Origin of the sequence: Agrobacterium sp. InxBP2 (assembly GCF_026191755.1) — a bacterium.
In the GTDB taxonomy this organism is placed as follows: domain Bacteria; phylum Pseudomonadota; class Alphaproteobacteria; order Rhizobiales; family Rhizobiaceae; genus Agrobacterium; species Agrobacterium pusense.
In genome coordinates, this window is the sequence record NZ_JAINDY010000022.1 from 40,355 (window position 1) to 62,958 (window position 22,604).

The following is a 22,604-nucleotide window of genomic DNA, read 5'->3' on the forward strand; positions in this document are numbered from 1 at the left end:
GCAAGTCTCGCACTGGTCAAATATTCTGTCCAGTTCTCTCGCTCGCTGTATCAATGCCTGCGGCAACACGGCATCTGCCTTTTTGAATTGGCTTTTGTTAAAGCGGTCCCGACAGGGGCACTACAGCGGATTTTTCTGTCAGGTGGATCAAAACAGTGACATCGGCGTCGATCGTGGTGTTGTCATCACAAACGATGCCTTAGACATCAGCCATAAAAGCGGGGACGATATCGCAATGGCAAAGGGTAGATTTGCATTCGCAAGCGCGCCGGAACGGTCGCTGGCATTGGGCGAGGTGCATGCGCGGCCGACGGTGCTGCTCGCCCCGTCACGCATCATCATCCAGCTTGCCTTCATGATGGATGGCGGCTCGGCCGTGCACCATTCCGTCATTGCGGAAATGTCGCGCAGCCGCGGTGTTGCGCCGCCGGAACGCGATGCGCGTCACCACGCCATGCCGTGGGGGCAGGGGACATTGCGCTGGGAGCGGCATACCGAATTCTCGACCTGGTTCTGGGACGGCCCTGCGCCGGAAAAATTTGGCGGGGAGATTGCCGGCGATCCCTTCGGTGACGGCTTTTCGCCGCCCGGCTCGCTGATCTCGGGCGTGCGGCTGGAAATTCGCCCGGAGAGTGGTTTTACCTCGCAGGCGGAAACAATCTTCGAGCCGACCAGCCTCTGTCATAGCGACGTGCGCGACGGTCAGGCGGCCATCCTCACCGATTTCAGGCAGGATCGCGACGGGCTGACGCAGATATTGGTGATCGACCGGGGCCTTAGCGATTACAGCCGCGGCGCGCTGGTGCAGCGGCTGCTGGATATTGAAACCTATCGCACGCTTGCCATGCTCGGCCTGCCGATGGCGCAGACGCTCTCGCCGGAAATCCGCCGCATCGAGGATGGCTTGACGGGCATCACCCAACGCATGAAAAACGGCGCCCGTGACGAGGCGGATGCGCTGCTGGCCGAAATGACCCGGCTTGCGGCCGAACTTGAAGCCAATGCCGCGCTCAGCCTCTATCGTTTCGGCGCCAGCCGCGCCTATGACGGCATCGTGCGCGAACGCATCCGGGCGCTGGCGGAAACCCCGGTTCAGGGCCATGAGACGATGGGCAGCTTTCTGGAACGGCGTATGGCGCCCGCCATGCGCACCTGCCAGTCGGTGGAAGAGCGGCAGGCCAACCTGTCGCGCAAGCTCTATCGCGCCACGGCTCTGGTTCGAAGCTGGATTGATGTGGAGCTGGAACGGCAGAACACCGTGCTGCTCAACACCATGAACAAGCGCGCCGCGATGCAGCTTCGCCTGCAGCAGACGGTGGAAGGCCTGTCTGTCGCCGCCATCTCCTATTATGTCGTCGGGCTTATCGGTTATCTCACCAAGGCAATCAGCCATGATGTGCTGCCGGTCGACCCGACCGTGGTCACCGGCGTTTCTGTGCCCTTCGCCGTGCTTGGCGTCTGGTGGGTAGTGCGCCGCATCCGCCGCTCTCATGCGGAGGGCGGGCACTGAGTGTCAGCCCTGCTCCCAATAGGGTGAAGGACCGTAGAGCGCAGCGAGATAATCGATGAACAGCCGCACCTTTGCCGGCAGAAACTGCCGGCTTGGGTAGACCGCAGACAGCGTCACGTTGCGCGACCCTTCATAGTCAGGCAGGACCTGCACCAGCTTCCCGCTGCGCAATTCGTGGCCGATATCCCATGTGGAGCGCAGCGCAATGCCGAGGCCCGATATGACGGCCTCGCGGATCACCTCGCTTGAGTTGGTGATGAGCATCCCCTCCGGGCGAAGGCTGAGCGCGCCGCCGGGTCCTTCCAGTCGCCAGATGTCGTTATTATGCGCGGGCAGGCAGCGATGCTTCCTGATGTCTTCGATCGTGGCCGGCATGCCGTACGCCTTTACATACTCCGCCGAGGCGCAAAGCACGCGCCGCACCGGTGCCAGCCTGCGGGCCACGAGGCTGGAGGAGTTGAGATCGGCGATACGGATCGCCAGATCGTAACCGCCCTCGATAATATCGATGAACTCATCGCTCAGCACCAGATTGACCGACAGGTCCGGATGCCGCTCCATGAATGTCTTCAGATGTGGCGCGATATGCATGCGCCCGAAAGAGGTGGGTGCGGAAACCTTCAGCGTGCCGTTGACGGTATTGGCCCGGCCGGAGACGAAATCCTCCGCCTCTTCCAGCCCTTCGAGAACAGCCAGCACCCGTTCGTAAAAGCCTTGCCCCGCTTCGGTCAAAGAGATTTGTCGCGTGGTGCGCTGGAACAGCCGGGCACCGAGCTTTTCTTCCAATCGCTTGATGCGCTTGGAAATGACGGCGGGCGAATAACCAAGCTCCTTGGCAGCAAGCGACATGCTGCCGGAGGCGGCAACGCTGGCAAAGACTTCGAGATCACCCAGATTTGTCATAGTTGCCCTCGATTGCTTCCAGAATGGAAAAAATCCATAACATTTGATTGCGCAGCTTCAAAGTGGTAAAGAAACAATACCAGTTATCGGCACGGAGGAGCGGCGGTGACGCAGCCTATAAAGTTTCTGGAGCCGCGCGCTCAGGTCTTGGCGGATCGCGAACGAATTATCGCCGACCTCAAGACCGTCCTGCCTGATGACTGTCTTGTGCACGAGCCCCGCGAACTCGTGCCTTTCGAGACCGATGCTTTCGTTTCCTATCGCCGTCTGCCGCTCGCCGTCGCTTTGCCGAGAACGACGGAGGAGGCGGCGGCTGTCATGACATATTGCCATCGCTCCGGCATTCCGGTCGTGCCGCGCGGGGCCGGCACCTCGCTTTCCGGCGGCGCTATCCCGCAGGAAGACGCCGTGGTGATCGGCCTGTCGAAGATGAGTGCGATCCTTGAGCTTGATTTTTACAATCGCGCGGCGCGGGTACAGGCGGGCGTCACCAATCTCTCCATCTCCGATGCCGCAGGCGCGGAGGGTTTCTTTTATGCACCCGACCCCAGCTCGCAGCTTGCCTGCACCATCGGCGGCAATATCGGTATGAATTCCGGCGGCGCGCACTGTCTGAAATATGGCGTCACCACCAATAACCTGCTTGGCGTCAAGATGGTGCTGGTCGATGGCACGGTGCTCGAGCTGGGCGGCAAGCATCTGGATGCTGCAGGTTACGACCTGCTCGCGCTTGTCTGCGGCTCCGAAGGCCAGCTCGGTATCGTGACGGAGGCAACGGTGCGCCTCATCGCCAAGCCGGAGGGCGCGCGCCCGGTGCTGTTCGGTTTCGAAACCTCCGAAGAAGCGGGCTCCTGCGTCGCGGATATCATTGGCGCGGGCATCATCCCTGTTGCCATCGAGTTCATGGACAAACCGGCAATCGAAATCTGCGAGGCCTTCGCCAAAGCGGGATATCCGCTTGACGTCGGTGCGCTTCTGATCGTGGAGGTCGAAGGCTCCGAGGCGGAAATGGACGCCATGCTGGCCGATATCGTGGCCATTGCCCGACGACATGGCGTGAAGACGGTGAAGGAATGTCAGTCGGCAATGGAGGCGGCCGCGATCTGGAAAGGCCGCAAATCCGCCTTTGGCGCAACGGGTCGTATCGCGGATTATATCTGCATGGACGGCACGGTGCCGCTCTCCCAGCTTTCCCATGTGCTGAAAAAGACGAGTGAGATCACCGATCGCCTCGGCCTGCGCGTCGCCAATGTCTTCCATGCCGGCGATGGCAACATGCACCCGCTGATCCTGTTCAACGCCAATGACCCTGACGATGCGGCCCGTGCGGAAGAAGCGGGCAACGAAATTTTGAAGCTCTGTGTGGATGCCGGTGGCTGTTTGACCGGTGAACATGGTGTGGGCATCGAAAAGCGTGACCTGATGCGGCACCAATATGGCGAGGCCGATCTCGCCCAGCAGATGGCGGTGCGGGCAGCCTTTGACGAGGGCTGGCTGATGAACCCTTCCAAGGTGTTTCCGCTGGAGGGGAGGGGTTGATGGGCGCTGGATTTATGATGTTGCAGGGTGTGGCTTACCCCCCTCTGCCCTGCCGGGCATCTCCCCCTCAAGGGGGGAGATCGGCAAGGGGAGAACACCCTGCCCATGGAACGGGTGAGCGCGGCATATCGATCTCCCCCCTTGAGGGGGAGATGCCCGGCAGGGCAGAGGGGGGTATCACTTGCTCGAAGGCAACAATCGCATGCTGACGCCCTACGCAGAAACCCAGGTCGCCGACATCATCCGCGATCATGCCACGCGTAAAACCCCGCTGAAAATCTTCGGCGGCAACACTCGCTCCGGTTTCGGCAATGCGGTGACGGCGGAGACCGTGCTGACCTCCCGTGCGATGAACGGTATCGTTTCCTACGTCCCCGCCGAAATGGTCATGACTGCCAGGGCTGGCACGCCGCTCGCAACTGTCGAAGCGGCGCTGGCAGAAAATCGCCAGATGATGGCCTTCGAACCAATGGACCATCGCCCGATCATGGGCACCCATGGCGAACCGACCATTGGCGGCGTCTTTGCTGCCAATGTTTCCGGTCCGCGCCGCTATGTGGCGGGTGCGGCGCGCGACAGCCTGCTGGGCATCCGCTTCGTCAATGGTAACGGCGAAATCATCAAGGCCGGCGGCCGGGTGATGAAGAATGTCACCGGTCTCGATCTGTCGAAGTTTCTTGCGGGCTCTTTCGGCACGCTTGGGTTCCTCACCGAAGTCACATTCCGCGTGCTGCCGAAACCGCCCGTCGAAAAAACCGTTGTAGTGTCCGGCCTTGATGACGAGGCGGCGACGCGCATTATGGCGGCGGCGATGGCGATGAGCGTCGAGGTCTCCGGCGCGGCACATCTGCCTGAAAGCGTGCGTTCCCGCTTTATCGATGGCGGCTTGCCGGAAGGACCGGCCACCATTCTGCGTCTGGAAGGCCTTGCGGCCTCGGTGGAGGCCCGCACGGCTAAACTCCTGTCGGTCATGGATCGCGTCGGACCCTGGGCGCTGCTGGAGGGCGAGGAAAGCAGTCTTTTGTGGCGGCAGGTCCGGGATGTCGCGCCTTATGCCGGCCAATCCGCCAAGCCGCTCTGGAAAGTCTCGGTAGCGCCTTCGATGGGCCACCAGCTTGTTGCGGCGTTGCGCATGGAGGCAGGCATCGACGCCTTCTATGACTGGCAGGGCGGCCTGGTCTGGATGCAGATGGAGGCGGACCCCGAAGCCGATCTGCTGCGCGGCGCAATCCGTGCGCTCGGCGGTGGCCATGCCACGCTGATGAGGGCGAGCGATGCTGTGCGCGCCAAAGTCGCGGCCTTCGAACCGCGCCCGGCGGCGGAAGCGCTGCTTTCCGCGCGTATCAGGGAAAAGCTCGATCCCGTGGGCATCTTCAATCCCGGCAAGATGGCCGTAACGATGGAAAGGGCCGTCTGAACCATGCAAACATCCTTCACGCCTGAGCAGCTGGCCGATCCACATGTGGCGGAATCCGAAAAAATCCTGCGCAAATGTGTGCATTGCGGCTTCTGCACCGCCACCTGTCCCACCTATGTCACGCTTGGCAACGAGCTGGACAGCCCGCGCGGCCGCATCTACCTCATCAAGGACATGCTGGAAAACAGCCGTCCGGCCGACCGCGAGGTGGTCACCCATATCGACCGCTGTCTTTCCTGTCTTGCCTGCACCACCACCTGTCCCTCCGGCGTGGATTACATGCATCTGGTCGATCATGCCCGCGCCCATATCGAGCAGACGTACAAGCGCCCCTTCATGGATCGGCTGATCCGCAATCTTCTGGTCGGCATATTACCCCATCCTGCCCGTTTCCGGCTGGCCCTGCATCTGGCCCGTCTGGCACGGCCTTTCGCCGGTCTTTTTGCAAAGGCTCCTGCGCTGAAACCGCTGCAGTCCATGCTTGCTCTCGCACCGGCCGCGGTCCCTCCAGCGTCGGCGTCAAGCCGCCCGGGCGCGCGACCGGCCGAAGGCGAGAAGCGCGGGCGCGTCGCCATTCTCACCGGCTGCGCCCAGCCGGTGCTTGATCCCGGTATCAATGAGGCGACGCTGCGGCTGCTTACGCGGCTCGGTATCGAGGTCGTTGTGCCGAAAGGGGAGGGCTGCTGCGGTTCGCTGGTGCATCATATGGGGCGGGAGGAAGAGGCGCTGGCTTCTGCTCGGCGGAATGTCGATGTCTGGACGCGCGAGATGGAGAATGGCGGTCTCGACGCCATCATCATCACAGCGTCGGGCTGCGGCACCACCATCAAGGATTACGGCCATATGCTTAGGCTTGATCCGGCCTATACCGAAAAGGCCGCGCGGGTATCCGCGCTTGCGAAAGACGTTACCGAATATCTCGCCACCCTCGATCTGCCGCAACAGCAAAGCCAGGGGCTGACGGTCGCCTATCACTCCGCCTGCTCCATGCAGCACGGTCAGAAGATCACGCTTGCGCCGAAACAACTGCTGAAGGCGGCGGGTTTTGCCGTGCGTGATCCGGCGGAAGGGCATCTCTGCTGCGGCTCGGCCGGAACCTACAACATCCTGCAACCGGAAATTTCCGGCAAGCTCAAGGCGCGCAAGGTGAAGAACATCGAGGCCACGCGGGCAGATGTCATCGCGACAGGCAATATCGGCTGCATCAAGCAGATCGGAACCGGCACGGACATGCCGATCCTGCACACTGTCGAGCTTTTGGACTGGGCTTATGGCGGGCCGAAGCCGGCGAGGCTCTCGGTGTAGAACGCCGCGCACCAGTAAAGCCCGTCGTGCATGGGAAAAGTTTCGCCTGAGCGTCGTCGCTCTCGTTTCCTCATCCCTGTGCTTGTCACGGGGATCCAGCCAGTCCTTGGGCCGAGAAGATTCTTTCCGTCACGCGGACGCGCATCGCCCAGATTCCTGTGACAAGCACAGGGAATGAGGGTGAGGGGATGCCCACCGGCTGCCAGGATGCGCCCCGCTTCCCAAGCCACCACTAGAACTTATACGCCACACCGAAATTCACCGCATTGGTGATGATGTCGGTCTTCAACGAGCCGCCGTTGTCAATATCGACATCGACGAAGGAATAGGTGCCCTTATATTCCACGAAGGTCGACCAGCTGTCGGTGATGCGGTAGCTGAGGCCGGCCTGCGCCTGCAGCGTTGCGCCGCCGAATTGGTATTCGAAAGTCTTGCCCGAGGGGCGGTACACTTCCACATGCGGCACGTTGATGCCGACGCCGGCGCCGACGTACGGGGTGATCGGCAGGGATTCCAGCGGAAAGCGGTAGAGCGCGTTCAGCGTCAGTAGGTTCAGGCCGTCGGTGAATTCGAAATGCGACCAGCCTGAGCGGGCAAGTGTCTGGTCATCGGCATAGACCTTGTCATGGGTGAAATCGAGCGAGATACCGAAATTCCGGAGCTGACCCTCATCGAACCAGTAGGTGCCGCGAACGCCCCAGTAGGGCGGGTTGGAAAAGGACTTGCCTTCCCATCCGGCGCGGAAATCGGGACCGTCGGAAACTTTCACATCGCTGTGCGGTGCGCTTTGCCAGCCGCCGTAACCGGAAATTTCGAATTCGCCCGCGATTGCGGCAGAGAAGGAAACGCCGCTGAAGAGCAGGGCGCAAACAAATGAAGTATGGCGCGGCATGAAGTGAATCCAGATTGATATCAGTAATTCACCAAACCGTTTTTTGATAACATTTGAATGACAGAAACGAAAAACGGGCGGTCGATTGACCACCCGCTTTAAGGCCGTTCCGTCATCCCCCTGAGAGAGGTTCGGCGCCTGGCGTCCCCCGCCAAGTCTCATTCCGCTGAAGTGAGCCGGATTGTACCGCCGCAGGGCGGTAATTCAAGCGGATAAGCCGATACGCCGGTTCCGAAGCGGCCGGAAAGGCTGAACCGTTGCCGTCATATCACAATGACCTTGGTTCCGACGTTGACGCGCTCATAGAGATCGGTGACATCCTCGTTGCGCATGCGGATGCAGCCGGAGGAATTGTTGCTGCCGATCGTCCAGGGCTGGTTGGTGCCGTGGATCCGGTAAAGCGTCGAGCCGAGATACATGGCGCGCGCCCCCATCGGGTTGGCGGGGCCGCCTTCCATGAAGGCCGGCAGGTAATGTCCTTTTGCCGCCTCTCGGGTGATCATTTCCTTCGGCGGGGTCCAGCTCGGCCATTCCGCCTTACGGGTCACCTTGTGAGTTCCAGCCCATTCGAAACCGGGCTTGCCGACGCCGACGCCATAACGCCGGGCCTTGCCATCGGCAAGCACGAGATAGAGGAAACGGTTCGGCGTATCGATGACGATAGTGCCGGGTTTTTCATTGGTCGGATAGGTGACGATCTGCGGCAGGAATTGCGGCGCGATCTGGGTACGCACCGGCGGATTGGGGCGTACGGCGGCATTCTGCACCCGTGCCGGGCGCTGCGATGTGACGCCGGAGCTGGGTCGCTGCGGCATTGCGGCCTGACGCTGCTGGAAGAACGGCTGGCGCGCGGCAGGTGCGCGCGGATAGACAACGGGGCGCACGTTGCCGCGGCCGCCGAGCTGGGTTACCCATGGCGCGGAAAGATCCGGGCTGACGACGACGGGCGGACGCTCGCGATAACGTTCATTGGCCATGGCGGCAGGGACGGCGAGGGTGGAAACAAGGCTCAACGCCAGGAAAACGGACTTCATCGTCATCGGGTGGACTCTCTCTGCGGGACGTCGCAACTATGGATTTGCGGGATCATTCTCCCGCTTTGCCGAACACGTTCGCACCTTGACGCCAGCGAATCGTAAATGGCTGTTCATTAAAAAGCGCTTGATTAAGGAAAGCTGATTTTAGGGTTAGCACCCCGTTTTGAAACGTGGTGAATGAGTGGTAAGTGCAGTCTTTAAGTGGTCGCAGGCGGAGTGGAAAAGGTGGTCGCGGAAATGATCGAGGCGGGACTTGAAACGGGCGCGGATGGCCTTGTTCGGTGCTTCTGGCAGCAGGGGCTTGCGGATTACAGCCGATATCACGACGAGGAATGGGGTTATCCCGTCACCGATGATCGCCGCCTGTTTGAGAAAATTTGCCTGGAGGGCTTTCAGTCCGGCCTCTCCTGGCTGACGGTGCTGCGCAAGCGGGAGGCTTTCCGTCTTGCATTCGCCAATTTCGAGTTCGAAAAAGTGGCCGAGTTCGGCGAGGCCGATATCGAGCGCTGCCTCGCCGACAAGGGCATTATCCGCCATCGCGGCAAGATTGTTTCCACCATCAACAACGCCCGCCGCGCCGTGGCTCTGCGGGACGAGTTCGGGTCGCTCGCCCGATATTTCTGGGGTTTCGAACCGGCTGCCGCAGAAAGGCCGCAAAGGCTGGACTATGCGACTTTAAGGGCCAACCCGACCAGCGCCGCCTCCATCCGCCTTTCCAAGGATCTGAAGAAGCGGGGCTGGACCTTCGTCGGTCCGACGACCGTCTATGCATTCATGCAGGCCATGGGTATGGTCAACGACCATATCGAAGGCTGTCATTGCCGCCAGCCGATAGAGGTCATGCGGCGGGAGTTTGTACGTCCATGAAGGTAACCCCCCTTCTCCTGGCGCTTGCCATGGCCATGGCCGCCGTGCCGCACCCCTCCTTTGCGGAAGGCCGCAACGTTGACGGTATCTGGCTGGATGACGGCGAAAGGCTTAAGGAGGTGGCGTTGCTACCGGCCGGCCCGCTGAAGCTCGAGGGCTGGACGCGTCGCGGGCGCGGCGATGTTTATCGTCTGAAGGTGAAGGCAGGGCAGACGGTGAAGGTCGAGCTTGCCGCCTCGAGCGAATTCGTGTTGATGGCGATCTTCGATTTTTCGACCCCGGATGAAGATGCGATTTTCTTCAGCGATTCCCAGGGCAAGGTGGCGACGCTGACACCAAAGGCAGATACCGAGTGGTTGATTCGCCCGACGCTCATTCTCGGTTCGCCGCGCCGCGGGCTCGGTGCGCATTATACACTTACTGTCAGCGCCGGCGAATAAAGCCGGAAGCTGGCTCAGGTCGTCTGGGTCAATATGATCAGGCCAAAGCTCAGGATACCGAGCAGCAAGAGAGACAGGCTGGCAGCGAGGATGACCTTGCCGCCGGCGTGGCGAAGGCTGCGGATATCGACCGAAAGGCCCAACGCCGCCATCGACATGATGGTGAGGATGTTTGAGAGAGAGGCGACGGGGGCAAGCAGGACTTCAGGTATGAAACCGAATGACCGGGCCATGATCATCAGCACGAAGCCGATGATGAACCACGGAACCATCTGCTGCAATCTGAGGCGTCCCTTGTCCGACCGGCCGTGGACGACGGAGAGGGTGGCGATGACAGGTCCCAGCATCAGCACGCGGATGAGCTTCACGATGGTGCCGGTTTGCACGGCAATCGCGCCAAGCGGGGCGGTGGCGGCCAGAACCTGCGGCACGGCATAGACCGTAAGCCCGGCGAAGATGCCGTATTGGGTGGCGTCGAGCCCGAGAAGCTGCGGCAGGAATGGCATCAAAAGCACGGCGGCGACACCGAGAACCGCGGTAAAGGCAATCGAGGCGGCGACATCTTCCGGCTTGGCGCCGATGGCGGGGGCCGCAGCGGCAATGGCGGAATTGCCGCAGATGGAATTGCCGCAGGCAATCAACGTCGCGAGCTTGGGCGGGAGGCCGAGCATCCGCCCGGCGGCATAGCTGACGACCAGTGACAGCGCGACGATCAGCGCAATGCCGCCTATCAGCAGACCGCCCGCGCCCTTGAGGATGGACAGGCTGAGCGATGCACCGAGAAGCGCCACGGCGATTTCAAGCAGGGTCTTGGCGCTGAACTTTATGCCGGCGGAAGCGGCTGCGGGCAGAGCCACCAGCGAACGCAGCATGGTCCCGATCAGAATGGCGAGAACGAGATCGCCAAGCCAGGCATGGCCCGCAAGCCGCACCTGAAAGCGCTCCGCCAGAATGGCGGCGCAGCTGACGGCCGCACAGAGGAGAATGCCCGGAAGAAGCGGGGCGAGCCAGCGGAGCGAAAACTGGAAGGGATGAGCAAGGGTGCGATGTTGGGCCATGACCAGACCATGCCGCAGCAGCCTGTTTTATTCTATCAAATAATATGGCATATATTATTCGATAAAATCGAATGAAAAACCATGACCTTTGAGCAGCTCCGTATTTTCATAGCCGTAGCCGAACGCGAGCACCTGACAAGGGCTGCGGAAGCCATCGGTCTGACCGCCTCCGCCGTCAGCTCCGCCATCAAAAATCTCGAAGCCTTTTATAATGTCGAACTGTTCCACCGCGTCGGACGCAACATTGAGTTGACTGAAAGCGGCCGGGTGTTTCTGGGTGAAGCAAAGGCGACATTGGCGCGTGTGCGCAATGCGGAGCTAATTCTCTCCGAAATGGGCGGGCTGACGCGCGGCGAAATCACCGTCTGCGCCAGCCAGACCATTGCGAGCTACTGGCTGCCGCCGATCCTGATGCAGTTTAAGAAGCTCTATCCCGGTGTCACCGTGCGGCTGGATATCGGCAATACCAAGACCGTGACGCAGGCGGTGCTGGACGGTCTTGCGGAGGTGGGTTTCATTGAAGGCAGGATCGATGAGCCGGCTCTGATGGTGCAGCCGGTGGTGTCTGACAAGCTTCTGGTCGTCACGGGCTCCGCCCATCCCTTTGCCGATGGCCGTTATCTCACCGCGCTGGATATCCTCTACGGCACTTCATGGGTTCTGCGCGAGCAGGGCTCCGGCACCCGCTCCGCCTTCGAGGCGGCGGTGCGGCAGATGGGCGTGGATCCGGGTGAACTCTCGGTCATGCTTGAACTGCCGTCCAACGAGGCGGTGGTGATGGCGGCACGCTCCGGCGGGGCTGCGACGGCGGTTTCAGCCTCAGTGGCATCCCTCTTCCTGCGGCAAGGCCTGCTCGTTCGCGCTGGTATTGATTTGCCCGCCCGCAACTTCGCTTTGTTGCGCCACAAGGAACGCCACACCAGCCGGGCAGCCATGGAGCTGGAACGCCTCAGCCGCGCGGCATCGGAGGATTACAAGGCCGGTCTTGCGGGGTTATAGTAAAGCGCGGGGTGGCAGGCGGCGTTCGCGCGTTCGCCGTTGTATGGGAAAGCTGTCGCAAGTTTCTCCTCCCCGCCGGGGGAAGAAATATGCCGCAAAGTTGCCGGAGGAGCGCCATAGCCGGCGCTCCCCTTCAACAGTAGCAATCACTTGCCCCTGGACTTCAGCCAGGCCTTCATCATGGCGATTTCGCCTTCCTGCGCCTTGATCACTTCTTCGGCCAGCTTGCGGATTTCCGGGTCCTTGCCGTATTGCAGTTGGACCTTGGCCATATCGATCGCCCCCTGATGATGCGGGATCATGCCGCGCACGAAATCGACGTCGGCATCGCCACTATAATCGATTGCCATATTGCCATGCATCTTTTTGCTGGCTTCCATGAAGGCCTGGGCGGAGGCGCTGTCGCTCATGCTGCCTTTTGACATGTCGTGTCCGGCATGGCCGCCGGCGTCCTGTGCAAAAGCGGGCATGGCGAGAGAGGCCGCAAAAGCGGCGGCGAGCGTAATGGTCTTGATAGACATGGATTATCCTTCCTGTGTCTGACGGATTTTTCGAAAGTCGGTCTGAAAAATCTGCGGTCAGACGCGGGGAGGCGGTAGCGGCGGCGCGAAAGCCTTGCCGTCAAAGACAGTGCCGCGTTGCGGCTTCGGATAGGCGAATGCCATCCGCCCGGCATCGGCAAAGATCATTCGTGGGACCACGATCAGGCAGGCGGCGCAGGAATCCGGATGTGAAGCATCGTTGCCGTGGGGGCAGCAACCGCCCGTTCCCGCTTCATGAGCGGCATTCTCCGCAGGCGTTTGAGAACCGTGATCTTGCGGGTGTGATTGGGTATCTTGATGTTTCATCGGCAATTGCGAGGAAACAACCATGCCTGTCGGCATGCTCATCGCCATCTGCGCCGGCATCGCGCCGTAAAGCAGGCAGGCAAGGAACATCAATGTGCGGACCACATGGGACATGATGTGAAGTTACCGCTGAAATTATGGAATAAGCATGACGATCAGGTCAGTTCGCGTGCAATGACGTGGTGCACGATGCGATAATCCCTGCTTTCCTCGCCAAGCGGCGCGAGCGGCCACTCCCATGCAGCGGCGGGCGCGGGAAGCTCAATGCCGTGCAGCAGGTCTTCGTACTGGTGCAGGCTTCCATCCTTGCCGATGACGTCAAAGGCGGTGTCCGTCACGAGGCACACCTTGCAGGGCAGACCGGCCAGCGCATCGAGATGCGTATGAATGAGTTTCGGCAGGAGATCATCAGGCGCAGCCGCTATTTTCTGCCGTTCCAGCCGATGCTGTGCCCCCGTACCGATCTGCGACAGCAGGTTGGCCGAGACGACAAAATCGAGATAGGGCACCCGCCGCAGGAAATCGAGCGGTTCCGCCGGTCGGCCGGCCATGAGATCATCGAAGCCGGAAAGATCGCGATTGGCGATGCGGACGTTCTTTTTGGCATTGAGCCGCAACTTCGCCTGCACGCTGGCGAGATGTACCAGATCGACCAGAACGACGGTATCGAACATCGCCACCAGCGCCTCATGGGGCACATCCCGCAACAGGCCGGACCCCAGCACCACGGCGGTCCGTCTCTGCTTCAGCTTTCTCGCCGATTGCAGCACGAATTGCCGGCTGTTGTTTTCATGCTCCGCCCAGGCTTTGGCGCAACGATTGGCGCGTGCCCAGAGATTGACGGAATAGCGGATATGCGGCCGGAATTCTTTCGGCGTGACCGCGCGTGTCGCGGCATATTGCAGTGCTTCGAGGATCATGAATGCCTAACGGTAAATTTCTCGGCGATGGCCGATTTCGACCACCAGCACGATTAGCTTGTGATCCTGTATATCGCAGATGATGCGATAATCGCCCACCCGGTAGCGCCAATAATTGCCGAGTTCGGAGCCTTGCAGGGCGGCACCAGTCTGGCGCGGATTGTCTAGCGCCGCTACTCTCTCTTGAAGGAAAGCGCGGATACGCTGACGGGCCTGCGGATCGATTTTCCGCATCTCTTTCTGGACAAGACTATCGTATTCAATTGTCCAGATCACGCCAGAACTCCTCGGCGCTTATCACCTTTGATTCACCGCGCTGGAGGCGCCGCGTCGCCTCTTCGGCGAGATAAAGATCTTCCATATCTTCGATATGCTTCTCGATCGCCTCGCGAATGTAATAGGCAGATGTGCGTCCGGTGCGCTCGGAAAGCGCTTTCAGCCGCTCATAGGTCTCATCCGGGAGGCGGATGGCCGTCTGTTTGCTCATCGCTTGCGTCCTTTCCGACTAAAATGGGATACATGCATCCCATATAGCATCACTTGTCCTTCGCGGCCAGTAAAACCGGAGCCTTTGCGGCTTGCCGCACAGGGCTTCATCCTCTAAAGCATGTCTCCCAAAAGTGCGCAGCGGTTTTGGGATAAAGACATGCGTAGAAACAGAATTTAAAGCGCGGCGCGCTTTAACACCGGCATAATTTCAGGAAAATATCGGATCGGCATCATGAGCGAAAAAGCAAAAAAGCCTCAGAAACTGAAAGCCCGCCTGCCGCGCGGCTTCGTGGACCGCTCGGCTGCCGATATCCATGCCACCAACGAGATGATCGACAAGATCCGCAGGGTTTATGAGCTTTACGGTTTCGACCCGATCGAAACGCCGCAGTTCGAATATACCGATGCGCTCGGCAAGTTCCTGCCGGACAGCGATCGTCCGAACGAGGGCGTGTTTTCGTTGCAGGATGACGACGACCAGTGGATGAGCCTGCGCTACGATCTGACGGCGCCGCTCGCACGCCATGTGGCCGAAAACTTCAACGAAATCCAGCTGCCATACCGCACCTATCGCGCCGGTTATGTCTTCCGCAATGAAAAGCCCGGCCCAGGCCGTTTCCGGCAGTTCATGCAATTCGATGCCGATACGGTGGGTGCATCCGGCGTGCAGGCGGATGCCGAAATGTGCATGATGATGGCGGATACGCTGGAAGCACTCGGCATCAAGCGCGGCGATTACGTTATCCGAGTCAACAACCGCAAGGTGCTCGATGGCGTCATGGAAGCCATCGGTCTCGGCGGCGAGGAAAATGCCGGTCGTCGTTTGAACGTGCTGCGCGCCATCGACAAGCTCGACAAGTTTGGTCCTGAAGGCGTAAAGCTGCTGCTCGGCCCCGGCCGCAAGGACGAGTCCGGTGACTTTACTAAGGGTGCCGGTCTCGGTGACGAGCAGATCGAAAAGGTCCTGTTTTTCGTCGGCATCAAGGATTATGCGGCGAGCGCCGATGATCTGGCGAAACTGGTCGCGGGCACCTCGAAAGGCGAGGAAGGCGTTGATGAACTGAACATCATCGGCGCTCTGGTCTCCAGTGCCGGTTACGATGCGGATCGCATCAAGATCGACCCCTCGGTCGTTCGCGGCCTCGAATATTATACAGGCCCGGTCTATGAGGCCGAGCTCACCTTCGACGTCACCAACGAAAAGGGCGAAAAGGTCGTGTTCGGCTCCGTCGGCGGCGGCGGCCGTTATGACGGCCTCGTCTCCCGCTTCATGGGCCAGCCGGTTCCCGCCACGGGCTTCTCCATCGGCGTCTCGCGTCTGATGACGGCGCTGAAGAACCTCGGCAAGCTCGGCCAGGTGAAGCCGCTCGCACCCGTTCTCATCACCGTCATGGATGGTGATGTGGAGAGTATGAGCCGTTATCAGCGCTTCACCCAGGCGCTGCGGGCCGAAGGCATCCGCGCCGAAATGTATCAGGGCAACTGGAAGAAATTCGGCAACCAGCTGAAATACGCCGACCGCCTCGGTTCCCCCATTGCCATCATTCAGGGCGGTGACGAGCGCGCCGAAGGCGTGGTGCAGATCAAGGACCTGATCGAAGGCAAGCGCCTCTCCGGCGAGATCGAGGACAATGCCAGCTGGCGCGAGGCGCGTGTGGCCCAGGTCAGCGTGCCGGAGGCCGAGCTGGTGGCAAAGGTCCGCGAGATTCTGGAGCATCAGGCAGAGGACGTTCGCCGCGCCGCCGAAGGGCGCTGAAGCCATGGGGATCTTTGCGCTCGACCATGTTCAACTGGCGATGCCGGCTGGCCGTGAAAAAGAGGCGCGGGCTTTTTACGGGAGCCTGCTCGGCTTTGCGGAACAGGCAAAACCGGCCAATCTGGTTGCCCGCGGCGGCTGTTGGTTCAGCCGGGGTTCGATAAAACTGCACCTGGGCATCGAGCAGGATTTCCGACCGGCGAAAAAAGCCCATCCGGCGTTTCTGGTCGATGACTTGGCAGACTTGCGAAAAACACTTGAAACAGCGGGCTGCCATGTGGTTGAGGATGAACCGCTTGAGGGATATCACCGGTTTTATGTCCATGATCCCTTCGGAAACCGCATCGAAATGATGCAGCCGCTCGAACCGTGACGAAAAGTACCGTTCCATGCCCCTGATCGACATGCCGGAGTTTTCCGGAGAGCTACTGGAAGAATTCGCCGCCCGCCGCGCGAGTCGCGTGAACACGCCCGTCATCCAGCCTGCGGAACCGTTTCTGGATATGGCTGGCGAGGATTTGCGCCGCCGTATCTTCATGACGGAAAGCGAGACGGGTGAGAGCCTGTGCCTGCGGCCCGAATTCACCATTCCCGTCTGCCTGCGCCATATCGAGACGGCGACCGGCACACCCAAACGTTATTCCTATCTCGGTGAAGTCTTCCGCCAGCGCCGCGAAGGTGCGAACGAATTTTATCAGGCCGGCATCGAGGATCTCGGCGATACCGATATTGCTGCCGCCGATGCGCGTGCCGTCATCGATGCCACCGGGATTCTGCAGCGTCTGCTGCCGGGCCGGGCGCTTGCCGTCACCCTGGGCGATCAACAGGTGTTCGAGGCGGTTGTTGCCGCCCTTGGCCTGCCGCTCGGCTGGCAGAAGCGGCTGGTACAGGCCTTCGGTGACATGGCGCAGCTTGACGCGTTGCTGGAAAGCCTCATGCATCCCAAGCCGATGACCGGGCTGGACGCCCGCGTCGCCGGGCTATTGGCGACGGGGGATGAGGCGGTGCTGGTCGATTATCTCGATACGGTGATGCAGGAAACCGGCTACTCCACCAATGCAAGCCGTTCACCACAGGAAATCGCCCGCCGCCTGCGGGAAAAACTGGCCCTTGCGGCCACACGTCTACCGGATGACAGCTTTGCGCTGCTGAAGCAGTTCCTCGCTTTGAAGGCGCCTTTGCAGCAGGCCTCGCAGGTTCTGGCCGATTTTGCTGCGAAGGCGAAGCTGAAACTGGACGGAGCGCTTTCCGCTTTCGACAAACGTGTCGCAGCTCTTTCTAACGCGGGCGTTGACCTCGAAACCGTCACCTATGGCGCGGCGTTCGGTCGTCCGCTCGACTATTATACCGGCCTTGTTTTCGAGGTGGTGGAAGCGGGTGGAGATAGTGTTCTCGCCGGTGGCGGCCGTTTCGACCGGCTGCTGACGCTGCTCGGCGCACAGGAAAAAATACCGGCCGTGGGCTTCTCGCTCTGGCTGGATCGCATCGAAACGGTGCGCGGGAGTAAGCCATGATCACCATCGCATTGCCCTCCAAGGGCCGGATGAAGGAAGACTCCTCCGCCGTTCTGGAACGCGCCGGGCTGAAAGTCGCTGCCGTCGGCAATGATCGTTCCTATCGCGGCCGCGTCGAAGGGCGCGACGATATCGAGATCGCCTATCTGTCGGCGTCAGAAATCGCCCGCGAGATCGGCGCCGGCACGGTGGATTTCGGCGTGACCGGGGAGGACCTTGTGCGTGAAGGGCTGACCAATGCCGATGCGCAGGTGGAATTCTGCGCCCGTCTCGGTTTTGGACATGCCGACGTCGTAGTCGCCGTGCCGGAAATCTGGCTGGATGTGGACAGCATGGCAGATCTGGGTGATGTCGCTTCGGAGTTCCGCGCCCGCCATGGTCGAAGGCTCGCCATCGCCACCAAGTACTGGCGGCTGACGCAGCAGTTCTTTTCACGCCAGCACGGCATCCAGCTTTACCGCATCGTCGAAAGCCTCGGTGCCACCGAAGGCGCGCCGGCGGCGGGGCAGGCGGATATCATCGTTGATATCACCTCCACGGGTTCGACGCTGAAAGCCAACCATCTGAAAATTCTCTCGGACGGTATCATCGTGCGTTCGGAAGCCTGCTTTGTCCGCGCCCGCAAACCGGAACATGACGGCGATGGAAGGATTGAGGAGATCGCGTCGCGCATCAGGGCGGCGGTCTGAGCATCAAAACACAAAAGCCGCTGGATCGCTCCAGCGGCTTTTTCGTTAGCGGGACGCCTGAATTAAGCGTGAGCCAGAGCGACGCCGCGCTTTGCATCGACGGAATAAGCGCCGGGACCGAAGGCGGCGAGCAGGATGTAAGCGCCGGCCAGGGTGATGTTTTTCATCAGCATGATGCCGTTCAGCGCATTGATCCAGCCAAGCGCCGGGTCAGGCCAGCCGGGAACGGCAACGGTGCCGCTGTGGAAAACGAGGCCGGTGAAGACGCAGAAGACGGCAAGCGCCCAGGCGGCGATTTTCGTCTGGAAACCGACGAGAATGGCAAGGCCGGTCACGAGTTCGAAGAGGCCTGCGAGATATGCAAGCGCGGTTGCGGCAGGCATGCCGGCACCGGCGATCATGCCGGCCGTACCGGCCGGATCGGTCAGCTTGCCGAAGCCGGCATAGATAAAGATGAAGGAAAGCAGAATGCGGGCAATAAGAACGAGAACGTTCTGGCTGCTGGACATGGAAATCTCCGGTAAATGATCGGCGTTTCGCCGGTTGGGGCAATGTCTGGAGATATCAATGACTGAAAATCATTCGCCCATAAAGATGAACAACAGAAGACGAATTGTCTTTATTTTGTGAACGATGGTGAAACTGGAAACAGGATATCAGGCGGCGAAGCGCATGTCTTCGAAACGGGGAAACAGGAACAGTCCCGTGATACGACCGGGCTGGCCATCTTCAAAATTGAAGGATTCACCCATGCAGATGACCGGTTGCCGCAGGGCCGGCAACATCGAGATGCCGGTTGAAAAGCAGAAACGCGAGGGGGCGGAAGAAGCCTGTTCGAATAGTTCCAGCACCCGGGCGTGGTCAGCGCGGTCGTAACAGCGGACGAGGCTGAGCAGGCCGCACTCACCCGGCGGCAGGCCATGCATGAAAGATGCGTGTTCGCCGAGCCGGATGACACCGCTCGAAAGCTCACTGCTCCATTCTTCCGAAATGAAGAAACGCGCCAAAGTCCGTGGATCCGGTGTGGTGGGAGCCGCCGCGGGCAAAGCATCGTTGCGTCTTGATATTTCGAACAATTCGCGCCCCCGTATGAACATCGCGCCGGCGCCGCTTTTGAAGCGTTATCGCCGGGTCGAACTTCCACCGCCATCCGCAGTCGGACGTATCTGCCAGGCATCGAAACCCCTTCAATGCTTGCGTCCCGTCGCGGCACCCTTACGGGGGCTGCTTATAGTTTATTTTCTTCTACCTACAACAACCAGTCAGTGAGAAATATAAAAATAATATGTATTTCTTCTTCAAAACCGCGAGACTTGTGAAAAGCCACAACTAAAATAGCGTACTTACAGGTCACTTGGCGCCGATATCGAGTCCCGTGGTGATGATGATTCGCAGCAGCGCCACCGCAATATTCCATGAGCCGCAAAAAAACGGCGGGATAAATGCGGCGCTGTTCCAAAACGGGACAATATTTGAGCCCTTCCGCGTGGGCCTTCGAAATTGTGCAACCGGTTGATTTTACGAGGCATCTCTCTGGGAAGTGCCGACGTTCTGCTCAGCCTGGCGTCGAGGTTCACAAACTGCGCTCTTTTCTCTTCGGTCAGGGGACAAGGCCGACCCGACGAGTGCCGTTCATTATCCCGATGACAGGACTGATTAGAAGTCCATGCCGCCCCGTCTGGCGCGCTGGCGACGCTGGACCACTCAAGGGGCATGGGCGGCCAACGAAAAAGGGCGATCCGAAGACCGCCCTTTCATTATTCCGGTGACAGGCCTGATTAGAAGTCCATGCCGCCCCGTCTGGCGCGCTGGCGACGCCGGACCACTGAAGGGGCATTGGCGGCCAACGAAAAAAGGGCGATCCGAAGACCGCCCTTTCATTATTCCGGTGACAGGCCTGATTAGAAGTCCATGCCGCCCGTCCGGCGCGCTGGCGACGCTGGACCACTCAAGGGGCATGGGCGGCCAAAGAAAAAGGGCGATCCGAAGACCGCCCATTCATTATTCCGATGGCAGAACTGGTTAGAAGTCCATGCCGCCCGTCCGGCGCGCTGGCGACGCCGGACCACTCAAGGGGCATGGGCGGCCAACGAAAAAGGGCGATCAGAAGACCGCCCTTTCATTATTCCGGTGACAGGACTGATTAGAAGTCCATGCCGCCCATGCCGCCGCCCGGCATTGCCGGCATCGGAGCGTCCTTCTTCGGAAGCTCGGCGATCATGGCTTCGGTGGTGATCAGCAGCGAAGCAACCGAAGCTGCGTTCTGCAGAGCCGTGCGGACAACCTTGACCGGGTCGACGATGCCGAGCTGGATCAGGTCGCCATATTCGCCGGTCTGGGCGTTGTAGCCGTAGTTGTCTTCGTTCTTCTCGAGGATCTTGCCAACAACGATGGAAGCTTCGTCACCAGCGTTGTCTGCAATCTGGCGAACCAGAGCCTGCAGGGCGCGGCGGATGATGTTGATACCAGCTTCCTGGTCGTCGTTTTCGCCCTTGACGGCGATCTTCGTGGACGAACGCAGCAGAGCCACGCCACCACCAGGCACGATGCCTTCCTGAACGGCAGCGCGCGTCGCGTTGAGAGCGTCGTCGATGCGGTCCTTCTTTTCCTTCACTTCGACTTCCGTCGAACCGCCAACGCGGATAACGGCAACGCCGCCAGCGAGCTTGGCAAGGCGTTCCTGCAGCTTTTCGCGGTCGTAGTCGGAGGTGGTTTCTTCGATCTGGGCCTTGATCTGGGCAACACGACCTTCGATGTCGGACTTCTGGCCGGCGCCGTCAACGATCGTGGTGTTTTCCTTGGAGATCGAAACCTTCTTCGACTTGCCGAGCATGTCGAGCGTAACGTTTTCGAGCTTGATGCCGAGGTCTTCGGAAATGACGGTACCACCGGTCAGGATGGCGATGTCTTCCAGCATGGCCTTGCGGCGATCGCCGAAGCCAGGAGCCTTGACGGCAGCGATCTTGAGGCCGCCACGCAGCTTGTTGACGACGAGCGTTGCAAGAGCTTCGCCTTCGACGTCTTCAGCGATGATGACGAGCGGCTTGCCGGTCTGAACGACAGCTTCGAGAACCGGCAGCATGGCCTGGAGGTTCGAGAGCTTCTTTTCGTGCAGGAGGATGTAGGCGTCTTCGAGGTCAGCCACCATCTTTTCCGGGTTGGTCACGAAGTAGGGCGACAGGTAGCCGCGGTCGAACTGCATGCCTTCGACGACTTCGAGTTCGGTTTCAGCGGTCTTGGCTTCTTCAACGGTGATGACGCCTTCGTTGCCGACCTTCTGCATTGCTTCAGCAATGTCGAGACCGATCTGACGTTCGCCGTTTGCGGAGATCGTGCCGACCTGCGCAACTTCTTCAGAGGTGTTGATCTTCTTGGCCTTGGCCTGAAGGTCCTTGACGACTTCAGCAACGGCCAGATCGATACCGCGCTTCAGGTCCATCGGGTTCATGCCGGCAGCGACTGCCTTGGAACCTTCGCGAACGATGGCCTGGGCCAGAACGGTCGCGGTGGTGGTGCCGTCACCGGCGATGTCGTTGGTCTTGGAGGCAACTTCGCGAACGAGCTGTGCGCCCATGTTCTCGAACTTGTCTTCCAGTTCGATTTCCTTGGCGACCGAAACGCCGTCTTTGGTGATGCGCGGAGCGCCGAAGGACTTGTCGATAACGACGTTACGACCCTTCGGGCCGAGGGTTACCTTCACTGCATCAGCAAGAACGTCGACGCCCTTGAGCATCTTTTCGCGTGCTGTGCGGCCGAATTTTACTTCTTTGGCTGCCATTTTCAAAACTCCTGGTTTCGAATGGCCGGACGGGGTCCGGCTTGAAATTTAAGGAAGGATGGGGTGGCCGAAATCAGCCGATGATGCCCATGATGTCGGCTTCCTTCATGATCAGAAGGTCTTCGCCGTTGAGCTTGACTTCGGTGCCCGACCACTTGCCGAACAGAACGCGATCGCCAACCTTGACGTCGAGAGCGACGACCTTGCCGGCTTCGTCACGTGCGCCGGAACCTACGGCGACGATTTCGCCTTCCTGCGGCTTTTCCTTGGCGGTGTCGGGAATGATGATGCCGCCCTTGGTCTTTTCTTCGGACTCAACGCGACGAACAACGACGCGATCGTGAAGCGGGCGGAAATTGGTGCTTGTCATTGTCTAATCCCTCGATCAAATGACTGCGCGAGCTTTTGGAACTCGCCTGATGGGTGTTAGCACTCTCGTTTATCGAGTGCCAGCGGAACCGAGATAAGGAGGGCTTCTTCCGGAGTCAAGAACGCCCTGTCTGAAAAATTTCGTGGCTTATGGTTACCAGCGTTCCGTGACAGGAATTTCTATGTCTGCGCGATGCTATGAAGCTTCACATCGGGAGGCTGGAAGGCTCGAAAAGCGCGCCGCTGTCTTCCTCAGGCTTGTCCCAGGAATATG

The 22,604-nt window shown here is 60.1% G+C and carries 24 protein-coding genes; 11 read left to right on the top strand and 13 right to left on the bottom strand.

Annotated features, from left to right (window positions below; translation table 11 throughout):
- Positions 1-235 precede the first annotated feature (235 nt).
- Positions 236-1,510: a DUF3422 family protein gene (locus K7A42_RS05430; protein WP_282454935.1), complete on the top strand. Its 1,275-nt coding sequence runs from the start codon at positions 236-238 to the stop codon at positions 1,508-1,510.
- A 3-nt stretch (positions 1,511-1,513) separates the two neighbouring features.
- On the opposite strand, the gene K7A42_RS05435 is transcribed toward K7A42_RS05430, so the two are convergent.
- On the bottom strand, positions 1,514-2,413 hold the full coding sequence (locus K7A42_RS05435) for a LysR family transcriptional regulator (RefSeq protein ID WP_022555676.1): 900 nt from the start codon (positions 2,411-2,413) through the stop codon (positions 1,514-1,516).
- Between the two features lie 105 nt (positions 2,414-2,518).
- Between K7A42_RS05435 and K7A42_RS05440 the strand changes: the two genes are divergently transcribed.
- The 3 genes from K7A42_RS05440 to glcF all read left to right on the top strand — a co-directional run bounded on the left by K7A42_RS05440 (position 2,519) and on the right by glcF (position 6,674).
- Positions 2,519-3,952, top strand: coding sequence for an FAD-linked oxidase C-terminal domain-containing protein (locus K7A42_RS05440; protein WP_282454936.1), 1,434 nt, complete (start codon positions 2,519-2,521; stop codon positions 3,950-3,952).
- A gap of 202 nt (positions 3,953-4,154) precedes the next feature.
- Positions 4,155-5,369 carry a glycolate oxidase subunit GlcE gene (glcE, locus tag K7A42_RS05450; RefSeq protein ID WP_282454937.1) on the top strand — a complete coding sequence of 405 codons (1,215 nt, stop codon included), beginning with the start codon at positions 4,155-4,157 and terminating at the stop codon, positions 5,367-5,369.
- Between the two features lie 3 nt (positions 5,370-5,372).
- Positions 5,373-6,674, top strand: coding sequence for a glycolate oxidase subunit GlcF (gene glcF, locus K7A42_RS05455; RefSeq protein WP_282454938.1), 1,302 nt, complete (start codon positions 5,373-5,375; stop codon positions 6,672-6,674).
- Positions 6,675-6,906: 232 nt separating this feature from the next.
- On the opposite strand, the gene K7A42_RS05460 is transcribed toward glcF, so the two are convergent.
- Positions 6,907-7,566 (bottom strand): outer membrane beta-barrel protein, encoded by a 660-nt coding sequence (locus K7A42_RS05460; RefSeq protein WP_004440172.1) that lies wholly within the window; start codon positions 7,564-7,566, stop codon positions 6,907-6,909.
- Positions 7,567-7,829: 263 nt separating this feature from the next.
- Positions 7,830-8,606 (bottom strand): L,D-transpeptidase, encoded by a 777-nt coding sequence (locus tag K7A42_RS05465; protein ID WP_112766546.1) that lies wholly within the window; start codon positions 8,604-8,606, stop codon positions 7,830-7,832.
- 234 nt (positions 8,607-8,840) lie between these two features.
- Between K7A42_RS05465 and K7A42_RS05470 the strand changes: the two genes are divergently transcribed.
- On the top strand, positions 8,841-9,470 hold the full coding sequence (locus K7A42_RS05470; RefSeq protein ID WP_004440176.1) for a DNA-3-methyladenine glycosylase I: 630 nt from the start codon (positions 8,841-8,843) through the stop codon (positions 9,468-9,470).
- Positions 9,467-9,910, top strand: coding sequence for a hypothetical protein (locus tag K7A42_RS05475; RefSeq protein WP_282454939.1), 444 nt, complete (start codon positions 9,467-9,469; stop codon positions 9,908-9,910). Before K7A42_RS05470 ends, K7A42_RS05475 begins: the two co-directional genes overlap by 4 nt.
- Positions 9,911-9,924: 14 nt before the next feature.
- Here the strand turns inward: K7A42_RS05475 and K7A42_RS05480 are convergent, their stop codons facing one another.
- Positions 9,925-10,968: a YeiH family protein gene (locus K7A42_RS05480; protein WP_282454940.1), complete on the bottom strand. Its 1,044-nt coding sequence runs from the start codon at positions 10,966-10,968 to the stop codon at positions 9,925-9,927.
- 81 nt (positions 10,969-11,049) lie between these two features.
- Here K7A42_RS05480 and K7A42_RS05485 point away from each other — a divergent pair, with 81 nt between their 5' ends.
- Complete coding sequence (locus K7A42_RS05485; protein ID WP_004440182.1) at positions 11,050-11,967, top strand: LysR substrate-binding domain-containing protein; 918 nt, start codon at positions 11,050-11,052, stop codon at positions 11,965-11,967.
- Between the two features lie 146 nt (positions 11,968-12,113).
- Here K7A42_RS05485 and K7A42_RS05490 read toward each other — a convergent pair whose 3' ends face one another.
- The 5 genes from K7A42_RS05490 to K7A42_RS05510 are packed head-to-tail and all read right to left on the bottom strand — an operon-like array spanning position 12,114 to position 14,222.
- Positions 12,114-12,488, bottom strand: a complete 375-nt coding sequence (locus K7A42_RS05490; protein WP_022555684.1) for a DUF305 domain-containing protein — start codon at positions 12,486-12,488, stop codon at positions 12,114-12,116.
- Between the two features lie 57 nt (positions 12,489-12,545).
- Positions 12,546-12,929 (bottom strand): hypothetical protein, encoded by a 384-nt coding sequence (locus tag K7A42_RS05495; RefSeq protein WP_282454941.1) that lies wholly within the window; start codon positions 12,927-12,929, stop codon positions 12,546-12,548.
- A 41-nt stretch (positions 12,930-12,970) separates the two neighbouring features.
- Positions 12,971-13,735, bottom strand: a complete 765-nt coding sequence (locus tag K7A42_RS05500; RefSeq protein WP_282454942.1) for a hypothetical protein — start codon at positions 13,733-13,735, stop codon at positions 12,971-12,973.
- 6 nt (positions 13,736-13,741) lie between these two features.
- Complete coding sequence (locus K7A42_RS05505) at positions 13,742-14,011, bottom strand: type II toxin-antitoxin system RelE family toxin (RefSeq protein WP_107339071.1); 270 nt, start codon at positions 14,009-14,011, stop codon at positions 13,742-13,744.
- Entirely contained in the window at positions 13,995-14,222 is a 228-nt protein-coding gene (locus tag K7A42_RS05510) for a DUF6290 family protein (protein WP_107339072.1), read from the bottom strand. The genes K7A42_RS05505 and K7A42_RS05510 overlap by 17 nt, the downstream gene beginning before the upstream one ends.
- Before the next feature lie 234 nt (positions 14,223-14,456).
- On the opposite strand from K7A42_RS05510, the gene hisS reads away from it, so the two are divergent.
- The 4 genes from hisS to hisG are packed head-to-tail and all read left to right on the top strand — an operon-like array spanning position 14,457 to position 18,183.
- Positions 14,457-15,980 (top strand): histidine--tRNA ligase, encoded by a 1,524-nt coding sequence (gene hisS / locus K7A42_RS05515; protein WP_072494018.1) that lies wholly within the window; start codon positions 14,457-14,459, stop codon positions 15,978-15,980.
- A gap of 4 nt (positions 15,981-15,984) precedes the next feature.
- Positions 15,985-16,353 carry a VOC family protein gene (locus tag K7A42_RS05520; protein ID WP_006699502.1) on the top strand — a complete coding sequence of 123 codons (369 nt, stop codon included), beginning with the start codon at positions 15,985-15,987 and terminating at the stop codon, positions 16,351-16,353.
- A 16-nt stretch (positions 16,354-16,369) separates the two neighbouring features.
- Positions 16,370-17,494, top strand: coding sequence for an ATP phosphoribosyltransferase regulatory subunit (locus K7A42_RS05525; RefSeq protein ID WP_282454943.1), 1,125 nt, complete (start codon positions 16,370-16,372; stop codon positions 17,492-17,494).
- On the top strand, positions 17,491-18,183 hold the full coding sequence (hisG, locus tag K7A42_RS05530; protein WP_004440190.1) for an ATP phosphoribosyltransferase: 693 nt from the start codon (positions 17,491-17,493) through the stop codon (positions 18,181-18,183). Before K7A42_RS05525 ends, hisG begins: the two co-directional genes overlap by 4 nt.
- A 62-nt stretch (positions 18,184-18,245) precedes the next feature.
- Here hisG and K7A42_RS05535 read toward each other — a convergent pair whose 3' ends face one another.
- From K7A42_RS05535 to groES, 4 genes are all read right to left on the bottom strand, one after another.
- Positions 18,246-18,692 (bottom strand): DoxX family protein, encoded by a 447-nt coding sequence (locus K7A42_RS05535; RefSeq protein ID WP_004440191.1) that lies wholly within the window; start codon positions 18,690-18,692, stop codon positions 18,246-18,248.
- 147 nt (positions 18,693-18,839) lie between these two features.
- A complete protein-coding gene (locus K7A42_RS05540) occupies positions 18,840-19,280 on the bottom strand; it encodes a hypothetical protein (protein WP_035211498.1) in 441 nt (146 codons plus the stop codon).
- 1,046 nt (positions 19,281-20,326) lie between these two features.
- Entirely contained in the window at positions 20,327-21,961 is a 1,635-nt protein-coding gene (groL, locus tag K7A42_RS05545) for a chaperonin GroEL (protein WP_004440194.1), read from the bottom strand.
- A 73-nt stretch (positions 21,962-22,034) separates the two neighbouring features.
- Positions 22,035-22,331 (bottom strand): co-chaperone GroES, encoded by a 297-nt coding sequence (groES, locus tag K7A42_RS05550; protein ID WP_004440196.1) that lies wholly within the window; start codon positions 22,329-22,331, stop codon positions 22,035-22,037.
- Between the last annotated feature and the right edge of the window lie 273 nt (positions 22,332-22,604).